Consider the following 24,647-nt stretch of genomic DNA (forward strand, 5'->3'; position numbering starts at 1 on the left):
TCGTTCACCTGGCTACCGGAATTGGGTTGATTTTTGCTATTGAACCGCCTATATTTGTTAATATTGATTTTTTACTAAATAAGCCGGCCGCCATTTCCGCCACAGCGGATTCGACGGCCGGGGGACAAAGGTAAAAGATTCAGACATTATGTAAGTACGCTTTGAAAACCAGTATAACGGCTGGTTGACTATGAAAAAAATCAAATATTACTATAACACCAATACACTGCGTTATGAAAAGCTGGAAGTGCCTCTGCGGGTAAAGCTGCTGCGCATTTTCGGGTTTATAGCTGCAGCTCTCGTTACAGCTGCTTTGATCTCTTATTTCGCCTTTCAGTTTGTCGGCTCTCCCAACGAAAAATTGCTGCGGATGCAAAATGAACGCCTCAGCGAACGTTATGCCCGGCTAAGAGATAAGGTCAACTCACTTGATAAGCAAATGGCCGAACTCGAAAAAAGAGATAACAATGTATACCGCGCCATTTTTGAAGCCAACCCCATACCGGATAGTGCCAGGGCAAAAGAACTGGAAGCAGAAAAAGAAATCGCTACCGTCGAAGGTATGCCCAATAACCAGTTGTATTCCTCCATCGCCAATTCTTTGAATTTACTGACCAGCCGTATCGCGGCGCAGACCAAATCCTATATTCAAATTGATGGCCTGATAAAAAACAAAGAGCAACTGTTGTCGCATACACCCGCCATTCAGCCGGTAAGCAATAAAGACCTTAACCGAATTGCTTCAGGCTTTGGTTACCGGATCGACCCGGTGTATAAAACAGTAAAAATGCATGCTGGTCTTGATTTTGCGGCACCAACCGGAACGCCGATTTATGCAACAGCCAACGGAACGGTGACTACTTCGGGAAATAAAGGCAATGGTTATGGCAACCATGTAATCATCAATCACGGTTACGGCTACGAAACACTATATGGCCATATGGTGAAAGTAAAAACCAAGGGTGGGCAACGGGTAACCCGCGGCGAAATAATAGGCTGGGTTGGCAGTACCGGAAAGTCAACCGGGCCACACTGCCATTACGAAGTGCATAAAAACGGAAACAAAATCGACCCGGTGTACTTTTTCTATAATGACCTGTCACCTGACCAATTCGACCGGTTGCTGAAACAAGCCGCCGCTTCTAACCAAAGTTTTGATTAATTATCCATTTATTTAAGTAAACTCATACCCAAAACCCACTAATTGGGTAAGCAATGAATTAGGTGCATCCGTGGCGCTGCATCTTCCTTCGAGCCGGGGAGCAATGGGTGAATTTTTTGCCAGGTATTCTTCGATAACACTATGAAGGGTAGCATTCAGTTTTCTCGGTTCTTTCACACCTTCGGCACGGCAAATCGTAGTATCCGGATCCCCTTCTCTTTCACAGGCGATAAAAGTGTATTCTTTATTTAAGTCTATAGGCTTGCCGCCGACCTTTATCCAGTTTACCCTTTTTCCAAACTCATTGGCAATCGTAAAATTTACTTCCATGCCTTTGAAACGAACTACCCAGCCGCCAAATCGTTGAGCAGGATCTTTGGCGAATGCATTCTGCAATTCGGTTTCCATCCAGTTCCATAATTGCTTACCGGAGATCATTCCCCGTTTGGCTTCACTGTCCACCGGCAGCATGCTCCACAAATAATCTATCGTAATATCAGCCATGCCTGTTTGCATATCAGGCACCAGGGGCGGGCAAAAACGGAAGCCATTGCTGAGAGCAATATCCGGTTTAAACTTCCACATGATGGCATCCGTAATAAAATTATCCATCGGCGTTTCTATCACATAATACCGGACCAACGGTGTTTTAGTTTTGCCGATCACCCGGTTCAATTCCTTTTCGTAAGGCTTTCTTGCCTCTTCTACCAACCGCTTCATTTCCTCATCCTCTTTATATTTCGATGGGTCCACATCCAGCAATTGATAATTATGATCCTTCACAATACCATTTTCTATTACTATGTCCAGTTTGGAAATAAATGAACCAAAGGCTCCCGGCTCTGTGACTTTTGCATGTTCACCCTGTATCGGTTGTCTTACCCGTTCATGCGTATCGGCGCCCAATATGTAGTCCGCTCCTTTTATTTGCGACATATTTGATAAGCCTATCTGCTGTGCCAGGCCCATATGAGTTAGAAGAAATACCAGTTCGCACTGTTCATATTCTTTTAAAACCTTTATGTATTTAGCAACGTTCGATTCGGGGAAAGTGAATTTGATGCCATCACTGTAAGCAGGAGACTGGCGTTTGGGTGTAAGCGGGTCATTGTAACCGATAAAACCAAGTTTTAGCCCGGCAATATGTTTTACAAAATACGGTGGGAAAATAAGATCTCCGTTTAATTCATCTTTTGTATCATGAAACATGTTGGCGCATACTTTTACGGCATTATAGGCAAACATGTCCCGCATCATCATTTCTTTTCCGTACACCACTTCCCAATTGCCCGGAAGCATAATGTCGTAGTTGATATTGTTCATTAGGGGTACAATCGCCTTGCCTTCACTCAATGCGGCAACACCACCTCCCTGGAAGCAATCGCCACCATCCAGCACCAATGTATTGGAAGGATTTTGATTCCGCAACGTGTTGATCATTGTTTTTAATGTTGCAAAGCCGCCCCTTTTTTTATAAACCGGTTTATCATTTTCAATAAAAAACTCATCGTGCACCGTCAACTGGGCATGTATATCCGCCGTATGAAGCAAGCTGAGCATTGTTGCCTTACCCTTCTGCACAGCTTTGTTCTGCAACATATTTTTTTCTTTATAAGCTGCATCATCGTTGATCAATGCTGAAGCAGCAAGCGGAGAAGAGACAAGCCCTCCACCTATACCTAATCCCAAGCCAAGGCTTCCCGCCTTTTTAAGAAAATCACGGCGGCTATTTTCGTTTAATGTAAGATGCAATTCCTTTTCAGCCTTTGAAATTTCCGTTTGGTGACAATCATGACAGGTACAGCGGGATAAGTGATTCATTGACATAATACTTGTTTTTGTCTGCAGCTTTCAAAATATAGTGCAGGTTTCTTATTTTTTTGTTTTATTTTTTTCGGGCTTCCACAATGGGTTTGAATGGGCCGAACTTATGCTGTTGTTCGGAAAATCCATCGCTGTAAGGACCAAAGGGATGATCGATTGGCTTTTTAGAAATATCAGGCCAATCCTTACTTAAATCTTTATATGGCCGCGGTTGCGAATTGACATAGGCGGCTACATCCCAGGCCTCCTCATCTGTTAATGCGGGCTCTGAATGTGATGCTTGTTTGAAAGGCATATTATCCCTTACATAACCTGCAAATCTTGAAAGTCTGAATAAACCGGCGCCGATGTTATAACTGTGTTCACCCCATAGTGGAGGATAGATATATCCGATTCCATTTGCATTAGCAACACCCTCACCATTGGGCCCATGACAAGTTTGACATTTGGCGACATAAACTGCCTTGCCATTTTCAGGGCTTGCAGCTCTATTCAAATAAGGAAGTTCGGTGATACCGGAGCCCTTGGGTTTCACCCCCTTTTTTACATCTTTTCCTACCCATTTTATATAAGCAACTATAGCCTTCATTTCATTACTGTTCGTGTCAAGGGCTTTACCATTCAGGCTGCGTTCTATGCAATCATTCACCCGCTTAGGAATGGTTTCAACCGTGCCGCTCCTGTCCCGAAATTTTGGATAAGTAGAAAATACGGCTCCGTAATTATTGCCCCATGCCTGTTTACCAGCTTGCAAGTGACAGTTCTGGCAATTCATACCGTTGGTGATTTGCAATACCGTTCCATGCGGACCAAAATACCGGGAAGTATTAGCAATTATATCTTCACCATAAATAACCTGGCTTCTTGCTTCACCTTCCAGTGTATTATCCAGGTAAAGACTCGGCGCCACCCAATAATCATGGGATGGCTCTTTACCTATGACCGGCTCCTGGCGATTGCTACCATCTATCACTTCTCTTACTATTACGAACACTACCCCGGAAACCAAAAGGTATAATGGCCAATTTTCTTTGAGGTATAGTTTCATACAACAGCGCTTATCTTGTTTACACTGTCATTGTATTACCTGGTAAATTTGCATCGTCGTAATTTATCTGACAGTGATAATAGTCACCCACATTAAAGTCTTTGCTTTGCGTCGCCCTTGCTTTTTAATACGACAAGTTTTCAAAACTGAAAAATTGTTGAGGGTAGAATCCCGCTGGGATCGATATGTCTTAACCGGCAAGATCCACCGCCAGCTTAGGATTTATTTCTTCCGGGTTGGGATTGGCCAATAGCTGTGTTGCGAACGTGATTCCGGCAAGATGCATGCTATAACGAAACTCCCTATCTTTTTCCAATGGTATTTTAAGAAAGGAACATTGGCCGGAAACATGCGGCACAGTCATTATGCAAGTTATGCTGAAATACCGACGTGTTTACTTCCAGGTGTCAAAAGTTGTCGTTGAAAACTACCTCCATCAGTGATTTTTACCATTTGTTGCCTATCCCCCATGAGTGATAACAAGCTCTTGGTTTGATTTTAGTTATTTTTGTTGCCATTTTGTAATAGCGATCCTGGTTTCCCGTCCCTTTGTATGTTTTAATAGAAATGGGATAGATGCCCCTGAAAAAATAACAACATGAATAAAGCGAGTTTTCTTTTTATAGTAGTGAGTGTTGGTCTATTTATCTCCTGTAATAGTGTTGCGCAAAAATTAAATCTTTCTGTGGCTGAATTTGAAAAAGCCATCAGCCAACCCAACAGCCAAATCCTGGATGTTAGAACTTTCGGGGAATATCAATCAGGTCATTTAGCGAATGCGCTACTGGCTGACTGGACCAATCAAACAGAATTTCAAAGCAGGATTAACGCATTGGATAAAAATAAGACAGTGTATACTTATTGTCTCAGTGGAGCCAGAAGCAATGATGCTGCGCAATGGCTTAGAAAAAATGGTTTTACCGTCTATAACCTTGCTGACGGCATTACGGCCTGGAAAAAAAATAGTAAGCCCATCATTCAGGCAACTACGGCAAAGCAGATCACACTGGAGGAATACATGAGTCAAATACCCGCCAATAAAACTGCCCTGGTTGATTTTGGTGCTGAATGGTGTCCACCGTGTAAAAAAATGGCTCCGGTATTAGATTCTTTGCAGGCAAAACATGGCTCAAAATTTCAACTTATAAAAATTGACGGTGGTTTGCAGACAGAACTTTGCAAGACACTAGGCATTGAAAGCTTCCCCACTTTCATTATTTATAAAAAAGGAAAAGCCAGTTGGCAAAAACAAGGACTGGTTGATATAAAAGAATTTGAAGCACAGCTATAATCAAAAGGCCATGAAACAACTTCATGGCCTTTTGATCTTATTTAGAAAACAATTTGATGTAGGCTTCCGTATCATAGTTTTCTCCACCATTAATTCTATGCGTCATCTTGCCTTTTTCATCAAAAATAAATGTAGTAGGAATACTCTGCACATTGAAAAGTGCAGGAAGGTTTTCACCGGGAAAATAGACCGGCGCCGATAGTTTTGTTTTTTGAGCAAACCTTATGCCGTTATCCGGAGCCTCGTCAAGGGAAAGCAGAACAAATGCTGTTTTTGCTTTATCAACTTTGCTATACAATTTTTCTATCGAAGGCATTTCAGCACGACAGGGCGGGCACCAACTGGCCCAAATATTAACAAACACCTTCTTTCCCTTCAGATCAGCAAGATTTACCGTATTGCCTTGCTGGTCAAACATTTTAAAAGAAGGAATTGCGCCCTCAGGTTTCTCCCCGGCCTCAATATTGCCGTCAACTGTGGCTTTTACCTCTTCTGCATTGCTATTTAGACAGCTGTACACTAACGGCACAATGAGCAAAAACAAGAATACTTTTTTCAACATAAGTTTTTTTTATGGCGTTTTAGAGTAACGGATTCGATCATTTCATTTTGCATACAAGTATAGAAAACCTTTTTTAAAAATGATAGTTAAAAATCAAATTCCATAAGTTCATGTTTACCTTGTTAATGATATGTCCCGGATCATCTGGCAGGTCTGAATTTGAATGATTATGAATGGTTATTAAAGAGGTGCTTCCCACTTTCCTGGAAATATCATGATGCAGAATTTGTTTTTCTTTGGAACATGCTGAAGAGTAAAGCCCCTATCACCGCAAAGTAAATAGTGCTGTTAAGAGGCCTGGAAGTGATCGCACAAGCACCCGAGGCGCAACCAACAAATTTCCAATAAAAAAAACCGGCTGCTGCACCAATAATGACACCGGTTAAAGGCAGCCAGGCTCGCTTGAATAATTTGGATATCATCTTTAATTTTTTGTCTTTACTAATTATCCAATTTTTTACGACTCTGCGGAATATTGCATCCCGTCGTGCCACAACACCCGACATTAAATACTCCGCTTAGTATAAATAATCCGCCAGCCACGCCTAATATAGCATCAGCCCTGTCTACCGCATAATAAATGCTGATAACTCCCACCAGCATTCGCAGCACCCGCATGAAATTCCAGCCCGTCGTTAACAAATCTTTCATTTATTTTTTGATTTTATTATTGAGCAAATTCCAGGCTCCTCCGTTGTAACATTCAACACCGGCAACCTGCAAGATGTTCTTTGCTGCACCGCTCCGGTTACCACTGCGACAGCAGGTAATGACAGGCTTATTTTTTATTTCCAGCTCATTCAGCTTGTTTTTGAGTTGATCAAGTGGGATATTAATAGCTCCGTTGATGTGTCCACTTTTAAACTCTGATGTGGTTCTTACGTCCACCAGCAAAGCACCGTCTCTTACCAGCTGATAAAAATCAATAGCAGGTTTTTGAGTGAATATTTTTTTCAGAATGTTTAACATGCCCGACTTTTTAAAAGATATTTCAATCAATATCGCCTTCATTATAAATATTTTCAATGTCATGTTGACAAAGAAACATAACGGCTTGCTCGCCGCGACAGTAAAATATTATCGTATCCTTCTTAAACCTGTCAATTTCGTTTAAGCGGGCCGGAAGCTGATGTAATGGAATATTGAACGCCCCCTCCATGTGATCCATTTTAAATTCAATATAACTCCTTGCATCGATGATCTTAGTGTTATTGTTTTTTTACGATCTCTCTTAAACTCATCTTTTTTACTAACTGATTTAATTATCCTTCTATTTTTGATTTTTTTAGTAAGGGAAGGCCACCACAGCCTTCCCCCATAACCAACTACCGAATCATGAACACCTACCTTTTTGTAAAAATGAGACACTATGCCATTAACCTATCCACGCCGCTCATCTTTACGTTGCAAATTTCAATATCATTTATTCGGCCATCTATGACATAAGTCACAAAGCAACCCCAACTAATTACCACTTACTACTGGATTACCTGCTTTTAACCAATCATTAATTCCTCCCGAGTAGTTTAATACATTGTTATAGCCGTTCTCTACCAACAGCGAGTAACCCATGGGGGCCTTGTCTCCACCCTGGCAATGAATAACCACTTTTTTATCCTGACTGATCTTGTCAGGATTGTGAAGAATAGTCCCGATAAAACATTTTGGGCTTCCTTTATATGACTGCGACTGTATTCAGCTTCACCCCGCAGATCCATTAACCGTATGCCATTATTTTCATATAGCGGCTTGAATTCTTCCAGGGATATCTCCCTTGATTTTTTAACTGCCCGCCATTTACTTCCCATTCTCTTATAGAGGAAATGGAACCATAAGGAACACCTGCTTGACAGTACCATGCAGAATCATTTCTTCATACAGGCCCTCTTCCGGACCTGGAAATAATTGCTGAATTGTTTTTTCTTCGGTCATACACTGGCCTTTTCGATTTTAAAATTACTGTTTAAGGCAACCGTCCGTGGGATAAGACATGCTTTTCAGCCGGAATAACGATCCAAATCCTATTTGCAAATCTTATCCGTAAGCTTTTCTCATTTTTTCCACAGTTGGTATAACCTTTGTGGTGGAGCAAGCAACCTTGTATCTTTGTTGTTGAACTGCGATGGACAAACCGTTTACACAAATAACGTTCGATTTTGGTGTTGCAACCGAAGAAAAAGAGCCAGTTTCACCCGTTGAAACAGTTGCTATAGAAATTCCTGAGCCAGTTGAGGAAAAGGTAGAGCCAGTGGTGACCGCCGCCGTATTGGAGAAAAAGGCTGTTTCTACCAGGGGCCGCCGCTCTTTAAAGGAAATCGGCCTGAATGCAGATCTGATCCAGGTGCCGGAAGATGACATTCTTTTCCAAAAGCAATACTATTCGATCGGCGAAGTGGCAACCATGTTCCGCGAAAATCAATCACTGATAAGGTACTGGGAAACTGAATTTGACATTCTGCAACCCCGCAAAAACCGAAAAGGTGACCGCTTTTTCAGACCGGTTGATGTTAAGAACCTGGTACTGATCTATGACCTTCTCCGCCGCAGAAAATTTACCATTGAAGGCGCCAAAGATTATCTGAAAAAGAATAAAAAAGCGGAAGAAAAATTTGCCATGATCCAATCGCTTGAAAAAATTAAAACTTTCCTGCTCGAGCTAAAAGCCAGTATCTAGCGTATAGTTTAATTGTCAAGTGAGCTTTATTCGCTTGTTTCCCGAACAAATCACTCAATTGCCTGTTTCTTTTTAAAGAGCACTGTTGATCATTGCAACTTTAACGATTGTGATTGCATCTTTTACAGGTCAGCCATTATTTTTACAGTTATTATGATTTCAAGCATGAAGAAGTTTATTTTTTTGTCCGTATCCCTGATCACTCTAACTATAGCCTCTTTTGCACAAACACAATATGAAGTGCTAAAAGATCACAATGGAAGCAAGATATTGAAGGGTATTATTTCAAGAGACATTATTGCCAGTGATAGTTCGTTCAAATGGTATAAACAAAACCTGAAACCTTATACTGCGGGGAAGGATGCGGCCATTTTTGCAAGACACAAGGATAGTTTACAATTGGTTGTTTTCCTTGGTACCTGGTGTGAAGACTCACATGTAATTATTCCAAAACTTTTTCCATTCCTGGATGCGGCAGGATTTCCCAATGACCGATTGACTGTGATTGGTGTAGACAGGAATAAGAAAACGATAAGCCATCTCAGCGACGCTTTTAATGTGATAAATGTACCTACCGTTATCGTGATGAAAGAAGGAAAAGAGCTGGGCCGTGTAGTTGAATATGGTCATTACGGTATGGTGGAAAAAGAGTTGGCCGAAATTGCCGACAAAAAATAAAGTTATTGCTGGTTGGCAATTCGAACATCTGTACTTGCACCTGCAATTTCGACTTTCATTCCTTCCATCAATTTCAAAATTTCAAAGTTTACCTCTTCTTTTATTTTATTGAACTCCGCTTGCGTTACAGGCCCGGTAAAATAATCTACCAGTATGACGAAAGCAGAGGAAGTAATATCATTGAGCAACACAGTGGAGTTCTCAATCTCTGTTTTGCTTGTTATCTTTCTGATTCCGGCAATGAGTTCTTCCAACACAGGTGAAGGTGTAGATAATCCTACTTCCAATCTCAATTCTGCTTTTCGTTGTGAACGCAATGAAAGATTGTCCAAAATCCCGTCTACCATTTGTTTATTGGGCACTGTAATAAAAGTTTTTTGATCCGTACGGATGCGGGTGCTCCGTAAGCCGATCTTTTCAACCGTGCCGGTAAAACTCTGAATCTTTACCACATCGCCCATACTGAAAGGCTTATCAAAAAAAATGATAAAGGAGGCGATTAAATTTTCCAGGCTTTCCCTTAATGCAAGAGCAATAGCGGCACCTACGATACTAAGACCGGTAAGCAGGTTGGTAATCTGATAGCCAAATGTATATTTCAGGATCATCAACAAGCCGATAATGCCAATCACGACTTTAAAAAAATCTTTAAAGAAAATAACCAATTGGTTATCCGTCGTATCATGTGTACGATCTGCCCGAATGTGAAGAATGATGGCGATAAAATCAATAATTCGCAACAAAAGACGGATAAATGAAATAATCAACACCAGCGATGCAATGGTATGAATGAGTTCTTTTAATGTAAGGCGATATATATCGACATCAAGCTGGTGAGGGAACTTTAGCTTATGTAAAGTAACAATAGCAACAAAAATTGCCAGGAAGAATCCCAGCGGTTTTGAGACAAGACTTGTAAATGACTTTCTATCGACATCCTTCCAGATTCGTTTGATAAAATGAAAAATGATTGCTGCCAGCGAATGGGCAACATACTTTTTTACAATGACAACAAACAAAATGATGATTGCAACTATGAGATAACTCCTGATCGTATTGTCGAGCCAGACCTGGTCGAGGAAATCATTCATGCGTCAATAAAATTAAGTAGCGAAATTATCGAATCATTCCAGCATTTGGTTTAACGAAAACTATAAATCTCGATCATTCCATTTTTTAACGCATAGAGCCGGGATGAGCTAAAATTGAAGGATTGACTCTGCATTAACTCTGTAGGCATATTCCATTCGTCAGTCCTGAAAGTTTTGATGTCGTAGCGATATAGCTTGCCGGTATCCGAGCCAAAGATATATTTACCGGCTACTTTGAAATTTTGCCAACCCGAGATAAGAATCTTATTTTTTAAAGCCCCATAATAATCAAAAACAAATACGGCTTTCGTGGAATCATACAGGTAAACAAATTGGTCCTGGTCAAATATTTTTTGTGGAGCCGGCGCCTCGCCAAAAAGCTGGCGGAAATCAGGCGTTTCCTGTAGTAAGGCCCCATCCTCTGCAATCTTTTTCAGCTTGTTTTCTACTTCATCATACACCCAAATCTTGTTATCATACGATTGCCCGATTGCACGAACCTGCAAAATATTTTGTTTTCGCAAGTCAATAATATTGCGCACATTCAGCAAACGGTCCAATACAACGATAGTAGCAAAATCCCGGTAATACAATAAAATCTTCAATGGATTGGAAACATCGATCAGCGAAGCCTGGCCAAACTTTTTAACATCATTGAAAACAGCAACCGAATCGCCGTTTGAGTTTAACTTTTTGACCTGATTAGTGCTGCTCAATAAATAAATATTATCCAGGTTATCAACGGTGAATGCAACTATATCTCCCTTAACCCCCTTTGTAAACCGGAACGAACTATCTGCTTGCGCGGTGGCAACAAGATTAAAAAGCAAACCATAGAGTGTTATGAAAAGATATTTATTCAATTCCGGATGATTTTATCTTCATTCTCTTTATAAGATTTCAATTCCAGCCGGTCCCCGTCAAATACTGCATACGTAAAGTAACGTATCCAATCGCCGAGGTTGATATACCGGCTACTGGCATTAAGACGATAATCGATGGCTAAATGTCTATGTCCAAACACAAAAAAATCTATATGTTTTTTTGCCAGGGTGTCTTTGCAATACGTTATCAGCCACTCCCGATCCTCACCGAGAAAAACTTCTTCAGCCGATCCTGTCTGTGCCCTGCTTCTCCGGCTCATATAATTGGCTAGGCCCATGCCTACCACCGGTGGCAGTATACCAAATAACCACTGACAGGCGGGATTGCGAAATATTTTTTTTAACCGCTTATAGCCATGGTCACCCGGCCCAAGTCCATCGCCGTGGCCAACGATAAACTTTCTGCCGTTTCGCTCAAATTCCTTTGCTTCATAATAAATCGGAATATTCAATTCCTTTTGAAAATAATCTTTCATCCACATATCGTGGTTGCCAACAAAAAAATGCATGGGTATGCCAGCGTCCGATAATTCGGCAAGCTTTCCCAATAAACGAACATATCCCTTGGGAACAACCTGCCTGTACTCATACCAGAAATCAAACATATCGCCTACCAGGAAAATTTCAGCGGCTTCGTGTTTTATTTCATCCAGAAATCTGACGATTATTTTTTCCCTTTCAAGGCTGGCCTCATAGTTAGGGGCGCCAAGGTGGAAATCAGAAAGGAAATAAATTTTTTTATTGGTACCTAAATTCACTTCAACTGTTCATTTTTTCTTGAGATAATCCAAAATATCACCCGAACTGATAACAGGCTTTCCGGTAAGGTCACCATTGTACCAATATATCCATGCGGGAACGATCTCATCATTTATATATACATCGACAATTTCCCGGCGATAAAGCGGCTGCTCATCCTTTTCGACAATCACCCCTTCGTAATCGTCCAGTTGTGCAATCGCCCAGGAAAATTCATTTTCATTTTTTATCAGGTATAGTTCTCCCTTTATAAACGAATCTTCCAGTACGGGTATTGCAGCAGGATATTCACCGGTATCAAATAGCTTTCCCTTTACTTTTGCTTCACCAAAAAGGTTAAAGTAGTTGCTGATGTATTGGTAGGCGGGGCTGTGAAATCCTCTTCGCAGCGAACCATATACAAATACATAATTGGAAGCATTATTTGTCATGGTCTAAAGATAAGCTAAGAGTTTAAAAGAGTGGAAAGAGTAAAAGAGTTACGGCCGGAAGTCTTTTATTGGATTAAGGTCATAAGTTGAAAAGAGGAAAAGACATTGCTGGATGATTTCCTTTGGTGCAAAAGTGAAATTTCCAAACTGACTCTTTTGCTCTTTTTCTCCTTTTTCCTCTTAGCCCTCTACAAGAAATAAATAAACTTCTTTAGGACCATGCACACCTACCACCAAAGTCTTTTCAATATCTGCAGTACGGCTTGGCCCTGTTGCAAAAGTGATCAGGGAAGGAAGCGCATTGTTATATTTTGATTTTACATACTGCAGTGCATCTTTTACATCGTACATCAACTGGCTGGTATAAGCAACGCAAATATGGATGGGTGCATACACACTGGTCGTTCGACCGCTTGGTTGTCCTGCACTCATCACTATTGTACCCGTTCTTGCTACGAGGCATTCGCAGCCGGTGATCGAAACATCACAATTAGCAAGATCAGTTTTTACAATCCGGTCGGCAATTTGTGAACCCGCTGTTTTGAGCAAATCCTCTTCCAGGCAATACACTTTTTGCCAATCCATTTTTTTTACAAGGCTGCTTAATTGAAAAGCCAATTCCTGCTGATTGATGCAAAAAACAAATCGCCCTTGTAATTTGGTGAATTGTTCGGCGAATTCAATTTCTTTCTCCTGCTGCTCAGGTTGAAAAACAGATTCATTGCCTTCACTTTTTGGAAAAGGAAGAGGCGTTGATTGACTCAACGCCTTCCTGATTTTTTTAAGTATGTTTTCTTTTGAGGCAGAAACATTCATGCAAGAAAGTTTAAGAAGTTTGAGAAGTTCAATAAGTTTAATAGGCTATGATGGGCACCTGGTTCATTGAACGTTTAAACCTTTTGAACTTTTGAAATCCGTTATGGCAAAGCTTTATTGGTTACGTCGCTGTCATAAGGCGGCACACCCGCGGATATCTCTCCTTGTTCGGCTGGAACCACTTCATCATCTACCAATGATTTCTTCTCTTCAAAGGGACGTTTACCAATTAAAGTTTCCACGTCGCTTTGGAACAACACCTCTTTGTCTAATAACGCTTCAGCAAGTTTTGTTACTTGTTCCCTCTTTTCTTCCAACAACTTCTTCGTTCTTTCGTAAGATTCTTCGATCAGTTTCCTCACCTCTTCATCAATGATCTTCGATGTTTCCTCTGAATAGGGCTTAGTAAATGAATTTTCCTGTTGTGGATCATAGAAACTCACATTACCAACTTTTTCATTCATACCGTAAACGGTAACCATTGCATAGGCTGTCCTTGTGATTTGTTGCAGGTCATTTTGGGCGCCGGTCGATATCTTTCCAAAGAAAATTTCTTCACTGGCCCTTCCACCCAGGGTCATACAGATTTGATCGTTCAACTGATCAGTGTTATAGAGATATTGCTCTTTCGGCGTGTATTGTGCATATCCTAACGCGGCGGTACCCCGCGGTACTATCGTTACTTTCAACAAAGGATAAGCATGCTCAAGATACCAACCACAAATAGCATGTCCCGCCTCGTGATAAGCAATGATCTTTTTTTCATCCGGTGAAATAATCTTGTTTTTCTTTTCCAACCCACCAATTACACGGTCAACCGCATCCTGGAAATCCTGCATATCCACTGCTTCTTTACCTTTTCTTGCAGCGATCAAAGCGGCTTCATTACATACGTTTGCAATATCAGCACCGGCAAAACCGGGTGTTTGTTCAGCCAGCTTATGTACGTCCAGCTTTTCAGATATTTTGATCGGCTTCAGGTGTACTTTGAAAATGGCTTCCCGTCCTTTTACATCGGGCTTGTCAATTGATATTTGCCTGTCGAAACGCCCGGGACGAAGCAAAGCTGTATCCAATACATCAGGACGGTTTGTAGCTGCCAATACAATAATACCTACATCCGTTCCAAAGCCATCCATTTCAACGAGCAACTGGTTCAACGTACTTTCTCTTTCATCGTTGCTCATCATCACATTCTTACCCCTTGCCCGGCCAATGGCGTCAATCTCATCGATAAAAATGATGCAGGGGGCTTTTTCTCTTGCTTGTTTAAATAAATCCCGCACCCTGCTGGCACCGACACCAACAAACATTTCAACAAAGTCAGAACCGCTTAAGCTGAAGAAAGGAACCTGCGCTTCTCCCGCCATAGCTTTTGCCAGCAAAGTTTTACCAGTACCCGGAGGGCCTACCAACAAGGCGCCTTTGGGTATTTTACCTCCCAGCGCTGTATATTTTTTGGGACTCTTTAAAAAGTCAACTATTTCCATCACCTCAACCTTAGCCTCGTCCAGGCCTGCAACATCAGCGAAAGTGATATTTACTTTTGTGCCTTTGTCAAACAAGGTCGCTTTTGATTTACCAATATTAAAAATACCCCCGGGTCCTGCACCACCACCGGCGCCACCGCCCATTTTACGCATGAGCAGTATCCAAAGACCAACAAAAAGCAAAATCGGAAGCAAAAAAGAAATGGATTTGCTAAACCAGTCACTCTCGGTGTCAACGGTGCCAACATCCTTTATCTCGGGGTTGTCGGCATAAAATTTCCGCATATCGTCTTTGAAGGAATCACCGGAAACGATTTTAAAGCTAAGATGTGGGCCTTCAGCGCTGGTTTTGCCAAAGCCTTTTTCCAGCTTATCGCTATATTTAGCCACGGAGCTTTTTTTCAAATAAATCTTTACCAGGTTGCGGTTTGAGATAACTACATATTTTTCAACATCTCCTGCTTTCAAAACCTGCTGAAAATAATCCTGGTCAACGGAAGCGGTATTAGGTGAAAAAGGGCCGAATAGCTGAAATCCAATGAGTACGGCAAAAATGATAGCATATATCCAATAAATACTGAATTTAGGTCCTCTGCGTTGCGATTGATTAGGATCTTCAGGCCCACCTCCATTCTGGCGATTTCCGAATCTCGGGCTACTGTTTTTTTCCTTTTTGTTATAAAATGGTTCTTGCGACATGTTAGTATATATTCCTGCTAATTAATGATTTTTAAGAGAAAAAGTTTGACGATTATAACATTTAACACTAATCTTCATGATTTTGCACGGATGCATCGCTCCACATTTCCTCTAGTTTATAAAATTTGCGGGTTTCGGTCAACATTACGTGCACGACTACATTCACATAATCAACCAATACCCACTGCAGGTTTTGATAGCCTTCATGATGATATGGACTTTCACCGCACTTTTTCTTTACCTGCTCTTCTATATTTTCCGCAATGGCTTTGATCTGTGGCTGGTTACCCGCTTCGCAAATAATAAAGAAATCAGCGACGGCTTCATTGATTTTGCGAAGATCAAGAGAGATTACATTTTCTCCCTTTTTCTCATTAATCGCATCAATAATGGTTTTAATGATTTTTGATCGTTGGGTTAGCCGATTTGTACTTTTTAATTTACGGGTAGATAAGGCTGCAAGTTGTTCCAAATAAAAAAATATTTTTTAAGAAGTTATTATTCCCGGGTTATTAATTACAGGTAAGGGAGCCAAACTAATAACGTTTTTAAACAACCGTTACCCTGTAATCAGAAACTAGTTTACTTTGCTCAAAAATAACAATTAATTGCCACAACCTCCTTTTTACAGGACGCTTGGAATGCCATTTATTGAGCTTTCATCAATAGATAGTACCAACAATTATGCCCTTACCCAAATACATGAAGGTTTGGCACGGCATGGAATGGCTTTTTTTGCGCATGAACAAGTTGCCGGCAAGGGTCAGCGAAACAAATCATGGACCACGGAGAAAGAAACCAGCCTGATAATAAGTATTGTTCTCGACCCGTCTCCACTGCAGCTGGCGCAACAATTTCAATTAAGTGCCTGTGTAGCGGCATCAGCCTGTGAGTTTCTGGATAAATATGACGGTAGGAAAACCTGCATTAAATGGCCGAATGATCTGTATTGGCACGACAGAAAGGCAGGCGGAATATTGATTGAGAATGTGATAGGCAGCGGAAAAACCGGGACTAACGGGATCCCGGTTTGGCGCTGGGCAGTAGTAGGTGTCGGTATAAATATCAACCAGGTAGCATTTCCACCCGAACTGAGAAATCCTATCTCGTTGAAACAGCTGACGGGTAAGGAATTTAATACTGTGGAACTGGCTAAAGAATTTTGCACTGTTTTCAACAAAAACTTTCAACACCTCGTCCAGGGCGGCTTTGCAGATATTTACAATTTTTATATTGAACATCTTTATCAAAAAAATAGACTGGTAAAATTGAAAAAGGGAAGCCGTGTTTTTGAGGCGACGATTAAGACCGTGACCCCGGGTGGCCGGCTGGTGGTACAACATGCGTTGGAAGAAGAATTTGATTTTGGTTCAGTTGAGTGGGTGATACCATCCCTGTCCGCAAAATAGCGTAACTTATAAGGAATAAAGCAACCTTTTAACTTTTATTACCGATTACTCTTTTAAACCAACCGGATTTGCTGTCGGAGCAGGAATTGGAAATACATATCAGGGGATGTACTCTGAACAAAAGAGAGAGCCAAAAGAAAATTTACAGCTCTTTCTATGGGTATGCCATGTCTATCTGCCACCGATATACCAACCACGAAGAAGATGCCACCGAAATCCTGAATGACGGATTTTTAAAGGTGTTTGTCGAAATATACCGCTTCAAGCCGGCTTACACCGATACGGTTAGCTCCTTTAAGGGATGGCTTCGAAAGATCATGATCTACACGGCTATCGACCATTTTCGCAAAAATCACAAGCATCAAATGACTTCTGAACTCAATGAGTCGTATATGCACCTGCCAGCAACCGATGAAGACTCTTTTTCAAAAATTGCGTACGAAGAAATAATAAATGCCATAAAGCGATTAACGCCGGGCTACAGAACAGTGCTGAACCTCTTTATCATCGAAGGTTTTAGCCATGAGGAAATAGCCAATCAATTAGGCATATCGGTAGGCACATCCAAATCTAATTTGGCAAAAGCCAGAAAACAATTACAAAAAATATTGTCTCATCAAAATGAAATAGCCCATAAAAATGTGGTCTGACGAGTTACATAAGAAGATGGAGGAAGCCGAAAACTACAGCGATTCGTCGAACCATGAAAAAGCATGGGAAAAAATGGAATTGTTGTTAGACGAGCATTTGCCGGTAAAGAAAAAAAGAAGGCGTTTTATTTATCTTTTATTTCCCCTGCTACTTGGGGGAGGTATTGCTTTATTCTTTCTTCAAAAGAGGGCCAATATTGATCACTCAATTTCTCAACAGCAAAACAGCACTGTTCAAAAACCGGTCACCTCTTCAAAAAATACCATTACTGTTAAGCCATCTGAAAAAATATCCTCCAATAAAAACAACGACAGCGCTACACCATTAATAATCGATGATGTGACGACTACCAAAACAACAGCCCGCAATCATTCAAATCAACAAGATCAATCCACGATAAAAAACGATTTAATTTCACAAAAAGCAACCGGTACTAAATCGACTACGGCACCTGTTCAAAAGCAGAAATATCTGCAAAGCAAACAACCATTTAAAAACAAGGCTCCAAATAACAATCAAAGCCCCCGTAATGTTACCGATCATAAGAACGAAATAGCATCACAAGACGTGACTGTAACAGTCAAAGACAACGAAGAAAAAAAGAATATTGAAAAAATAAACGTACCACAGGTTGATAGTAATGCTGTTGCCAAAATTCCGGAAGATACCTCAACATCCCAAACCGATACAACCGGGAACAAAGCAACTGAAACTGTAAAAAAAGCAACCAAAAAAACTTCCTCACTTAGTAAAAATTTGAGTTTTAGTTTTTCTTTTGGGCCTGATATCAGCAGTGTTGGGATTGACAGACCGGGCAAGTTAGCCCTGCCCTACGGTATTGGGGTCAGTTATGCTTTATCAAAAAAAGTCAGCATCCGGACAGGATTTTTTGTTGGCAAGAAAATTTATGATGCTGACTCTGCAGATTATCACCCACCTGCCAATTTCTGGAATTATTATTCTAACCTGCAAAAGATAGATGCGAATTGCCTGGTTTATGAAATACCCGTATCGGTTGTATATAATTTTACACCTGGTAAAAAGCACAGTTGGTTTGTATCGGGCGGGCTTTCCTCCTACCTGATGAAGAAAGAAGCGTACGATTATTATTACAAAAATTCATGGGGACAACCACAACTTTATCATCGCACTTATAAAAATGAAAATTCCCATTTCTTCTCCGTTCTTAATTTATCAGGAGGCTATAGATACTCCGTAAGTGACCGTGTATCTTTAATGGGAGAACCTTATGTAAAGGTTCCCGTTAGTGGAGTTGGTTATGGCAAAGTAAAATTAAATAGTGGAGGTATAATGTTTACAGTGAGTGTGAAGCCATTCCTGAAAAAAAATTAATCCCGGCTATTTTTTCAAGGCAACTTTTTTGTTGATCATTTCGATTTTTATCGAAACAATAGTAATGATTTATTTCACTCAACAAAAAAACCCGATGAAAAAAATATCTGTTACCAAACTTTCTCTTGTTCTTATGACCGGCGTTATATTATTCTCCTGTAGCAAAGGAGATAGCGGAAGTGATACTCCTCCGACACAACCACCTGCAGCTTGTTCCGGTACACCAGGCCCACTGTTTAATGCTGTTAAAAGTGTAATCCAGGCGAATTGTGAAAGTTGTCATAACAATACTATTGCCAATGGAGGAATGAACTGGACCTCTAATTGCAATATCGTGACCAATAAAACCAGGATCAAAGCAAGAGCCGTTGACAACAATCCTACACCAATGCCACCAACCGGCCCACTTTCGCAAACCGACAAAGATAAAATCACCGCCTGGATCAATGCAGGTGGCAGGCTAACTGACTAATCCGACCATCAATGTCCCATACACAAAGGGTTCCTGTAAACACAGGAACCCTTTTTTGTAAACCAACTGTTCATGTTGTGAGAGCTACTTCCTATTTTTCTTTTTCCAAAAAAGATCAAAATCTCTTGAGACAGTAAATCCCCATCTGAATTCACCATCGCCCCAGGAAGTTACTGTTCCTGGAATAAAACGATTCTCCAGTATTTCGGTAGCGTTGGTAAAATTCAAATGAAAAACGTGGCCCTCGGTCAACAGTTCAACTCCAACACCCATTGCATCATAAAATTTAACGCCTTGTGTTTTGAAATAATCGATGCTGCTTTGACTGCGGAAAGTATGGAAGTAATCAAACAATAAACTAAACCTACCCCTCACCGGTAATCGAAAAGCCCCGCCAAGGGCAAACAATGCGTTGTCGTCCTCACTTGGCACATAATTTCTGTTGACCAGGGTTGGACTTAGTTGCAAGCTAATGTTACCAAACTTTCTTGCGATCAGTAATTGAACTGTCTCACTTAAACGGTCGCTAAAATCATCAAATGAGTTTTCCTGGTTGGCAACAGTACTTGCCTTCATGGACGAAACAACAGTATTCGCAAATAATGTAAGCGACAATGGATGTTTTGAATCATTGGCCTGTTGAAGCAGCCTGTATTTAAAACCTAGTTCATATAATTGTTGTACGGAACCCGCACCTTTTGCCCTTGCAGCAATAAGATTAATCCGTTTACTCAAGCCATACTGAAAGCCTATGCGGACATCGGTTGCATTATCCAAACCGAAAAAATTTTTTATTCCGCCATTATCGCCCGCAACATCCCCAAAATTATGGGTGACTTTAAATTCCAATATACCTTTTGGCTGTAGTTCTACTGTATTAGCATTAATGAGCCTTGGCGAGGAAAATATCCAGATATAATCTGTTTCGGGCTGCTTTGGCGGCTCAATTATCGTAGTATCCTGTGAAATGGCTTCAATACCCGCTAGCATAAAGACTCCCAATAATAAATTGCGCATGTTTTTTATTTTCCGACTAAACGGGAAAAGAAAAAACGAGGTTGCCTGTTATCTCAGGTCAGCGCATTCCATGCAGCAATGATCTCTTCTGCATGAGCTTTATTTTTCGGTTTTAAAAATATCTTCCGGATGATGCCTTTTTCATCGATAACAAAAGTGGTGCGTAGAACGCCCATGTATTCCCGGCCGAACATTTTCTTTTGATCCCACACTCCGAATTTTTCCAGGATATCATGCGAAGTGTCGGCAATAAGCGGAAAGGGCAGTTTGTATTTTGTTTCAAATTTTTTTTGGGCCAATTCATCGTCGGGACTTACACCTACTACTTCAAATCCATTTTTCTTTAGCAGGCCATAGTTATCACGCAGGTTGCACGATTCGATCGTACAGGTAGGAGATCCTGCTTCGGAATAAAAATACAGGACAAGTTTTTTGCCTTTGTAATCAGCCAGCGAAACTTTTTTCCCGTTTTGGTCTTTACCTGTAAATGCAGGTGCCTTATCGCCTTCCTTTAATAAAATCACAATTACTAAGATTTAAAGATTATAAGAAAATAATGACGTTACCTTTTCCTGGTTTTCTTTCTTACGCTTGCAGCTTTCTTCTTACCACTTCTTGTTTTCCTACTCACTTTTTTCTTCGGCGGTGGGGTGTAAGGATATTTTTTAAACCACCAGCTTTTTGTAGCAGTATTGCCGGCGAGGTCTTCCACCGTAACCCGCAACTCATGAACACCATACGGGCAACGCTCATCAAATTTATAAATATAAGCCCGGCCTTTATCATTTGTAAACCTCAACCACTGGCCGTCCAGTTCAGCGCTAAAGCTTTTCACATCAAAATTGTCGTCGGGCCAAAAAACAATTCGTGATGCTGCACTGAGATTCGCCGTATCGCCATTGCCTAATTCATTAATGGTGGGCGGCTCTACATCAAGGAAAGCCTGGAAATTTCCAAATTCATTAAAATCCGCTGCAAGAAAACCATTTTCATATTTCGCTTTGCGAATCGTTTTCTTGCTACCATACGATCTTTGTATCACCACTTTATCATACCATTTACCGGGCAAGGGTTCGGTAGGTTTTATCCGCACAGTAAAGCTATAGTGCACAGGCATGGATGGATTATTAAGCGAATACTCCGGCGAAAGACTCCCCGCACTTTGTTTGTTTGTTGTATAATAGAAAACCGGAACGGTATCATATAAGCAATCTTCCGGCATATAGACTTCAAAGTCCTTTTTCTCCAACACATTTATTTCGCCGGGTATAAAATGCGGATGGGCAGCCGGGTGAGCGGATTCAGTTGACAGGTTGCCGTCATACTGGACCGAAAAGCTTACCTGCGACTTGTTGAAATAAGCATCGCTTATTTCTATCCTGATAGCATGCACAGACGTATCGGATAATACAATCGTGCCGTCTCCATTGTATTGTGTATAGGCAGGTCCAAAATCTCCGGGCAACTGTGACAGATGTTGCAGGTAAGGGCCGCCATTATATTTATAGCGGTAATCGATTTGCGCATTCATATACCTGGTGGCATCGTACCCTATACTATCTATTTCAAATGCGATCACTGGCTTATTATCGACAAATAATCTGGCGGAGTAAATGCCATCCTGGTTATTAGAACCGTTTATTCTATCATACGCCTGTATAGCAAAACTCAATTTAGTTAACCCTGTCTTGAGCACTGGCTGCGATGGAATGGTATATCCGCCGGGATCTTTTTTTAATGGATAAAATTTTGGCGTTTGTTCATATACACTAAAACTCCGATCATATAATGCCAGTTTTACAAGAGTCGGTGGTATATTATCGTTTAAAGGAAGTCCAAAAAGTAAAGGATTGAGACATTTATCTGTTTTGGTGTCCCTGATCTCAAAATGAACATGTGGTCCACCGGAACCGCCGGTATTACCACTATAAGCAATGAAAGTTCCTTTAGTTATCGGGAACTGCTGTGGTGTAAACCCGAGGGTAATGTCCCAGGTTTGCTGTTTATATTGCTGTTCGGTCACATATTTTTCAAGCGCCGGGTTGAAGTCGTTCAAATGGGCATACAGTGTTGTCAATCCATTAGGATGATTGATATAAATAGCACGGCCAAAACCAAAGGGCTCTATTTTGATTTTTGCAATATAACCGGCAGCGGCTGCATATACCATTTGATTTTCTTTTTGAGCAGTCCTTATATCAAGCCCCATATGCCAGTGATTGTTGCGCAATTCACCAAGGTTGGCGACGATTTCAGGTTTCAAATTAAGTGGCCAGCGGAAATAACCTTTGGGATAATTTTTAATTCCTGTCTGAGCCTGGAGAAATAAACAACAAAAGATTGAAATGATTAATATGGAAAAATATCGCTGCATGCTGCAAAAATAGCCCGCCTGCGCAATTGATGATTGAAGAATGTTGTGAAAAAAAGAGGGTGATTCCGTTTTTGAAAAATGGACTCTATATAAAATGATTCCAAATTAGGCATTTAGTATTTCCCATTGTCCCTTTTTATTATTTTTATTAATGGCCATATTAAGTTCTTGTAGTACCTGATTCTATTTGTTATTAATCTTTTCGTATGCCTTTCTAATTCGATAGTTAGCGTTAGTAAATACATAATTCATTGACAAGCCAATATAGGAACCGGTTGAACTGTAGTTCCCCACTGTTAATGGTTCGTTGGGAATATTAACCTGGTAAACCCCATTTACAAACCTGGTAAATGATAAGTTTGAACAAATTGCAAGTTGCAGTATATTATTATTTTTAAGAAGCCAGCCATGACCACCATTTATGGGGAAGCTTATCCAGGGCTTAGCATCATTGTTTGCATAAACATTTATCTCGGCCACATTAATGAAGTCATTGGTTGTATTCTGCACTGAAAAGGCAAAAATATCAAAATCTGCACCCATGCTGATATTGAGACGGGCTCCGGCATTGATAAAAAAGAACTTTGTTTTTTTATACAAATATCTTTTTTCTACTAAAACGGGGAGGATTAATATCAGATCAGATAGATAAGTGTCTTTTGCTTTAAAGTTGTAATCTTTTATCAGTGGCGGGGAAAAATCATTTTTATGAAATACAATATTAAAATTTCTTCCGGTAAGTACAGCTTCCGAGCCGGTGATAAGACTGTAATTATTATTAAAATTAATCTGATATTTGAAGCCTAACTGTAATCCCGGCGCATTTGTAGTATTTACCGGGTAGTGTCCTGATCTTTCTTTTAGCTGCGCTTTAAAAGCGGAAAGAAGAGAAAAATTAAATTGGATATGGTTTCCTTCAAAAACAATTTCATTCAACAGATTTTCACGCCGAATATTGTTTGTCTGTGCACTTATATTGACAACTGGAAAAAAGAATACAAAAATCAGGAAGAGGTTGAGGTTTTTTTGGGGCATCGGATAGCAGAAAGGTTTAAAATGGTTTTTTATGCTGATAACTTCGCACTAATCTTTTATTGACACCTGTAAAAGTATATTCTACAGCTAGCCCCAGGCAAGAACCTGTAACAGAGTATGTGCCGGTGGTAACCGGTTTATTTGGAATTGTTATTTCATAATCAGCTTTCAGAAAATCAGTGTTGCTTAATTCGCAAAACAATCCGACTGAGATCAAATTCTTATTCTTCAAAAGAAAGTTCTTTGCCGCCCCTAATGAAAAACTTACCCATGGCTTAAGGTTGTTATTGCTTTTAAAATTGGAATTAAAAATTTGTATCTGTCTATTACTTGTATCACCAACGCTCATTCCTATTTCTATGTCGCTTGAAAAGCCGCTATAGTTTAAATTGATACCGGCTTGGATATCCCAGAAACCTGATTCAGAAAATCTAAATCTTCTTTTGACTATTAGCGGCACAAATAACCGGGTAAATACTTCTTTATCGTAAATTAAAGGTGGAGAATCTTCTGAAATCCGAACTCCCGATCCCGCTAGGTCGCCAGGCGGAATGTTCCCAAAATAATTACTTTTTGTTAGATTAAAATGGAGCCCTGAATAAAGGCTCCATGCTTCATCTAGATTAATTATATAATTAAACCCTGCGCTAAAAGAGGAATGTAATCTTGAATATAAATAGTAATTACCCTCCCTGGTATTAAAATTTGCTTTGGGCAAAACAGCTCCATTTACCTGAATGCTTATATTATTTTTCCGAAAAACTTCTGTAAAGCTATTTTTAGTTGAATCAATATTATCTGGTAATTCTTTGATTAACTTATTTTGATTTTGAGCAGTAGTGATTTGCGTGAAAGAAATCATCAAGAAAATAAAAGAAAAAGACAGGTATCTTTTTCTTTTATTTTTTTTACCCGAATAAAACATCT

At 40.4% G+C, this 24,647-nt stretch carries 29 protein-coding genes; 8 read left to right on the forward strand and 21 right to left on the reverse strand.

Features of this window, described 5'->3' with window-relative positions; all coding sequences use genetic code 11:
* Window positions 1–190 precede the first annotated feature (190 nt).
* Window positions 191–1,162: a M23 family metallopeptidase gene (locus P2W73_RS15680; protein WP_276503017.1), complete on the forward strand. Its 972-nt coding sequence runs from the start codon at window positions 191–193 to the stop codon at window positions 1,160–1,162.
* 12 nt (window positions 1,163–1,174) lie between these two features.
* Here P2W73_RS15680 and P2W73_RS15685 read toward each other — a convergent pair whose 3' ends face one another.
* The 3 genes from P2W73_RS15685 to P2W73_RS15695 all read right to left on the reverse strand — a co-directional run bounded on the left by P2W73_RS15685 (window position 1,175) and on the right by P2W73_RS15695 (window position 4,398).
* Window positions 1,175–2,989: a bifunctional metallophosphatase/5'-nucleotidase gene (locus tag P2W73_RS15685; RefSeq protein ID WP_276503018.1), complete on the reverse strand. Its 1,815-nt coding sequence runs from the start codon at window positions 2,987–2,989 to the stop codon at window positions 1,175–1,177.
* A 58-nt stretch (window positions 2,990–3,047) separates the two neighbouring features.
* Window positions 3,048–4,034 (reverse strand): c-type cytochrome, encoded by a 987-nt coding sequence (locus tag P2W73_RS15690; protein ID WP_276503019.1) that lies wholly within the window; start codon window positions 4,032–4,034, stop codon window positions 3,048–3,050.
* Window positions 4,035–4,224: 190 nt separating this feature from the next.
* A complete protein-coding gene (locus P2W73_RS15695) occupies window positions 4,225–4,398 on the reverse strand; it encodes a hypothetical protein (protein WP_276503020.1) in 174 nt (57 codons plus the stop codon).
* Window positions 4,399–4,632: 234 nt separating this feature from the next.
* On the opposite strand from P2W73_RS15695, the gene P2W73_RS15700 reads away from it, so the two are divergent.
* Complete coding sequence (locus P2W73_RS15700) at window positions 4,633–5,325, forward strand: thioredoxin domain-containing protein (RefSeq protein ID WP_276503021.1); 693 nt, start codon at window positions 4,633–4,635, stop codon at window positions 5,323–5,325.
* A 37-nt stretch (window positions 5,326–5,362) separates the two neighbouring features.
* On the opposite strand, the gene P2W73_RS15705 is transcribed toward P2W73_RS15700, so the two are convergent.
* From P2W73_RS15705 to P2W73_RS26530, 6 genes are all read right to left on the reverse strand, one after another.
* Window positions 5,363–5,887 carry a TlpA family protein disulfide reductase gene (locus tag P2W73_RS15705; protein WP_276503022.1) on the reverse strand — a complete coding sequence of 175 codons (525 nt, stop codon included), beginning with the start codon at window positions 5,885–5,887 and terminating at the stop codon, window positions 5,363–5,365.
* Window positions 5,888–6,328: 441 nt separating this feature from the next.
* Window positions 6,329–6,538 carry a hypothetical protein gene (locus P2W73_RS15710; protein ID WP_276503023.1) on the reverse strand — a complete coding sequence of 70 codons (210 nt, stop codon included), beginning with the start codon at window positions 6,536–6,538 and terminating at the stop codon, window positions 6,329–6,331.
* Entirely contained in the window at window positions 6,539–6,856 is a 318-nt protein-coding gene (locus P2W73_RS15715; protein WP_276503024.1) for a rhodanese-like domain-containing protein, read from the reverse strand.
* A 22-nt stretch (window positions 6,857–6,878) separates the two neighbouring features.
* The gene (locus P2W73_RS26525) at window positions 6,879–7,088 is read right to left on the reverse strand and encodes a rhodanese-like domain-containing protein (protein ID WP_369127529.1); all 210 of its coding nucleotides are present in this window, start codon (window positions 7,086–7,088) and stop codon (window positions 6,879–6,881) included.
* A gap of 263 nt (window positions 7,089–7,351) precedes the next feature.
* Window positions 7,352–7,513 (reverse strand): rhodanese-like domain-containing protein, encoded by a 162-nt coding sequence (locus tag P2W73_RS15720; protein WP_276503074.1) that lies wholly within the window; start codon window positions 7,511–7,513, stop codon window positions 7,352–7,354.
* Window positions 7,438–7,746 carry a rhodanese-like domain-containing protein gene (locus tag P2W73_RS26530; RefSeq protein ID WP_369127528.1) on the reverse strand — a complete coding sequence of 103 codons (309 nt, stop codon included), beginning with the start codon at window positions 7,744–7,746 and terminating at the stop codon, window positions 7,438–7,440. The genes P2W73_RS15720 and P2W73_RS26530 overlap by 76 nt, the downstream gene beginning before the upstream one ends.
* Window positions 7,747–8,009: 263 nt before the next feature.
* Between P2W73_RS26530 and P2W73_RS15725 the strand changes: the two genes are divergently transcribed.
* The gene (locus P2W73_RS15725) at window positions 8,010–8,561 is read left to right on the forward strand and encodes a MerR family transcriptional regulator (protein ID WP_276503025.1); all 552 of its coding nucleotides are present in this window, start codon (window positions 8,010–8,012) and stop codon (window positions 8,559–8,561) included.
* Between the two features lie 165 nt (window positions 8,562–8,726).
* Window positions 8,727–9,239, forward strand: a complete 513-nt coding sequence (locus P2W73_RS15730) for a thioredoxin family protein (protein WP_276503026.1) — start codon at window positions 8,727–8,729, stop codon at window positions 9,237–9,239.
* A 2-nt stretch (window positions 9,240–9,241) separates the two neighbouring features.
* Here the strand turns inward: P2W73_RS15730 and P2W73_RS15735 are convergent, their stop codons facing one another.
* The 7 genes from P2W73_RS15735 to rsfS form a co-directional block, all read right to left on the reverse strand.
* Window positions 9,242–10,330: a mechanosensitive ion channel family protein gene (locus P2W73_RS15735; protein ID WP_276503027.1), complete on the reverse strand. Its 1,089-nt coding sequence runs from the start codon at window positions 10,328–10,330 to the stop codon at window positions 9,242–9,244.
* A gap of 50 nt (window positions 10,331–10,380) precedes the next feature.
* Entirely contained in the window at window positions 10,381–11,193 is an 813-nt protein-coding gene (locus tag P2W73_RS15740; RefSeq protein WP_276503028.1) for a hypothetical protein, read from the reverse strand.
* Complete coding sequence (locus P2W73_RS15745) at window positions 11,190–11,972, reverse strand: UDP-2,3-diacylglucosamine diphosphatase (protein ID WP_276503029.1); 783 nt, start codon at window positions 11,970–11,972, stop codon at window positions 11,190–11,192. Before P2W73_RS15745 ends, P2W73_RS15740 begins: the two co-directional genes overlap by 4 nt.
* 9 nt (window positions 11,973–11,981) lie before the next feature.
* Complete coding sequence (locus P2W73_RS15750; protein ID WP_276503030.1) at window positions 11,982–12,404, reverse strand: gamma-glutamylcyclotransferase family protein; 423 nt, start codon at window positions 12,402–12,404, stop codon at window positions 11,982–11,984.
* Between the two features lie 180 nt (window positions 12,405–12,584).
* Window positions 12,585–13,220 carry a LutC/YkgG family protein gene (locus tag P2W73_RS15755; RefSeq protein WP_276503031.1) on the reverse strand — a complete coding sequence of 212 codons (636 nt, stop codon included), beginning with the start codon at window positions 13,218–13,220 and terminating at the stop codon, window positions 12,585–12,587.
* Window positions 13,221–13,321: 101 nt separating this feature from the next.
* Window positions 13,322–15,409: an ATP-dependent zinc metalloprotease FtsH gene (gene ftsH, locus P2W73_RS15760; RefSeq protein ID WP_276503032.1), complete on the reverse strand. Its 2,088-nt coding sequence runs from the start codon at window positions 15,407–15,409 to the stop codon at window positions 13,322–13,324.
* Between the two features lie 67 nt (window positions 15,410–15,476).
* On the reverse strand, window positions 15,477–15,881 hold the full coding sequence (gene rsfS / locus P2W73_RS15765) for a ribosome silencing factor (protein WP_276503033.1): 405 nt from the start codon (window positions 15,879–15,881) through the stop codon (window positions 15,477–15,479).
* A gap of 136 nt (window positions 15,882–16,017) precedes the next feature.
* Here rsfS and P2W73_RS15770 point away from each other — a divergent pair, with 136 nt between their 5' ends.
* From P2W73_RS15770 to P2W73_RS15785, 4 genes are all read left to right on the forward strand, one after another.
* On the forward strand, window positions 16,018–16,818 hold the full coding sequence (locus P2W73_RS15770; RefSeq protein WP_276503034.1) for a biotin--[acetyl-CoA-carboxylase] ligase: 801 nt from the start codon (window positions 16,018–16,020) through the stop codon (window positions 16,816–16,818).
* A gap of 68 nt (window positions 16,819–16,886) precedes the next feature.
* On the forward strand, window positions 16,887–17,468 hold the full coding sequence (locus P2W73_RS15775; RefSeq protein WP_276503035.1) for an RNA polymerase sigma factor: 582 nt from the start codon (window positions 16,887–16,889) through the stop codon (window positions 17,466–17,468).
* Window positions 17,469–17,484: 16 nt separating this feature from the next.
* The gene (locus P2W73_RS15780) at window positions 17,485–18,822 is read left to right on the forward strand and encodes a hypothetical protein (protein WP_276503036.1); all 1,338 of its coding nucleotides are present in this window, start codon (window positions 17,485–17,487) and stop codon (window positions 18,820–18,822) included.
* Between the two features lie 94 nt (window positions 18,823–18,916).
* Window positions 18,917–19,294, forward strand: coding sequence for a c-type cytochrome (locus tag P2W73_RS15785; protein ID WP_276503037.1), 378 nt, complete (start codon window positions 18,917–18,919; stop codon window positions 19,292–19,294).
* An 84-nt stretch (window positions 19,295–19,378) separates the two neighbouring features.
* Here P2W73_RS15785 and P2W73_RS15790 read toward each other — a convergent pair whose 3' ends face one another.
* The 5 genes from P2W73_RS15790 to P2W73_RS15810 all read right to left on the reverse strand — a co-directional run bounded on the left by P2W73_RS15790 (window position 19,379) and on the right by P2W73_RS15810 (window position 24,645).
* Window positions 19,379–20,311: a DUF5777 family beta-barrel protein gene (locus P2W73_RS15790; RefSeq protein WP_276503038.1), complete on the reverse strand. Its 933-nt coding sequence runs from the start codon at window positions 20,309–20,311 to the stop codon at window positions 19,379–19,381.
* Window positions 20,312–20,364: 53 nt separating this feature from the next.
* Window positions 20,365–20,835, reverse strand: a complete 471-nt coding sequence (bcp, locus tag P2W73_RS15795; protein WP_276503039.1) for a thioredoxin-dependent thiol peroxidase — start codon at window positions 20,833–20,835, stop codon at window positions 20,365–20,367.
* A 38-nt stretch (window positions 20,836–20,873) separates the two neighbouring features.
* Entirely contained in the window at window positions 20,874–22,685 is a 1,812-nt protein-coding gene (locus P2W73_RS15800; RefSeq protein ID WP_276503040.1) for a peptidoglycan DD-metalloendopeptidase family protein, read from the reverse strand.
* Between the two features lie 183 nt (window positions 22,686–22,868).
* On the reverse strand, window positions 22,869–23,720 hold the full coding sequence (locus P2W73_RS15805) for a hypothetical protein (protein ID WP_276503041.1): 852 nt from the start codon (window positions 23,718–23,720) through the stop codon (window positions 22,869–22,871).
* A 16-nt stretch (window positions 23,721–23,736) separates the two neighbouring features.
* Entirely contained in the window at window positions 23,737–24,645 is a 909-nt protein-coding gene (locus tag P2W73_RS15810) for a hypothetical protein (RefSeq protein ID WP_276503042.1), read from the reverse strand.
* Window positions 24,646–24,647: the final 2 nt, after the last annotated feature.

This window comes from Terrimonas pollutisoli, from assembly GCF_029360765.1.
Classification (GTDB): Bacteria; Bacteroidota; Bacteroidia; order Chitinophagales; family Chitinophagaceae; genus Terrimonas_B; species Terrimonas_B pollutisoli.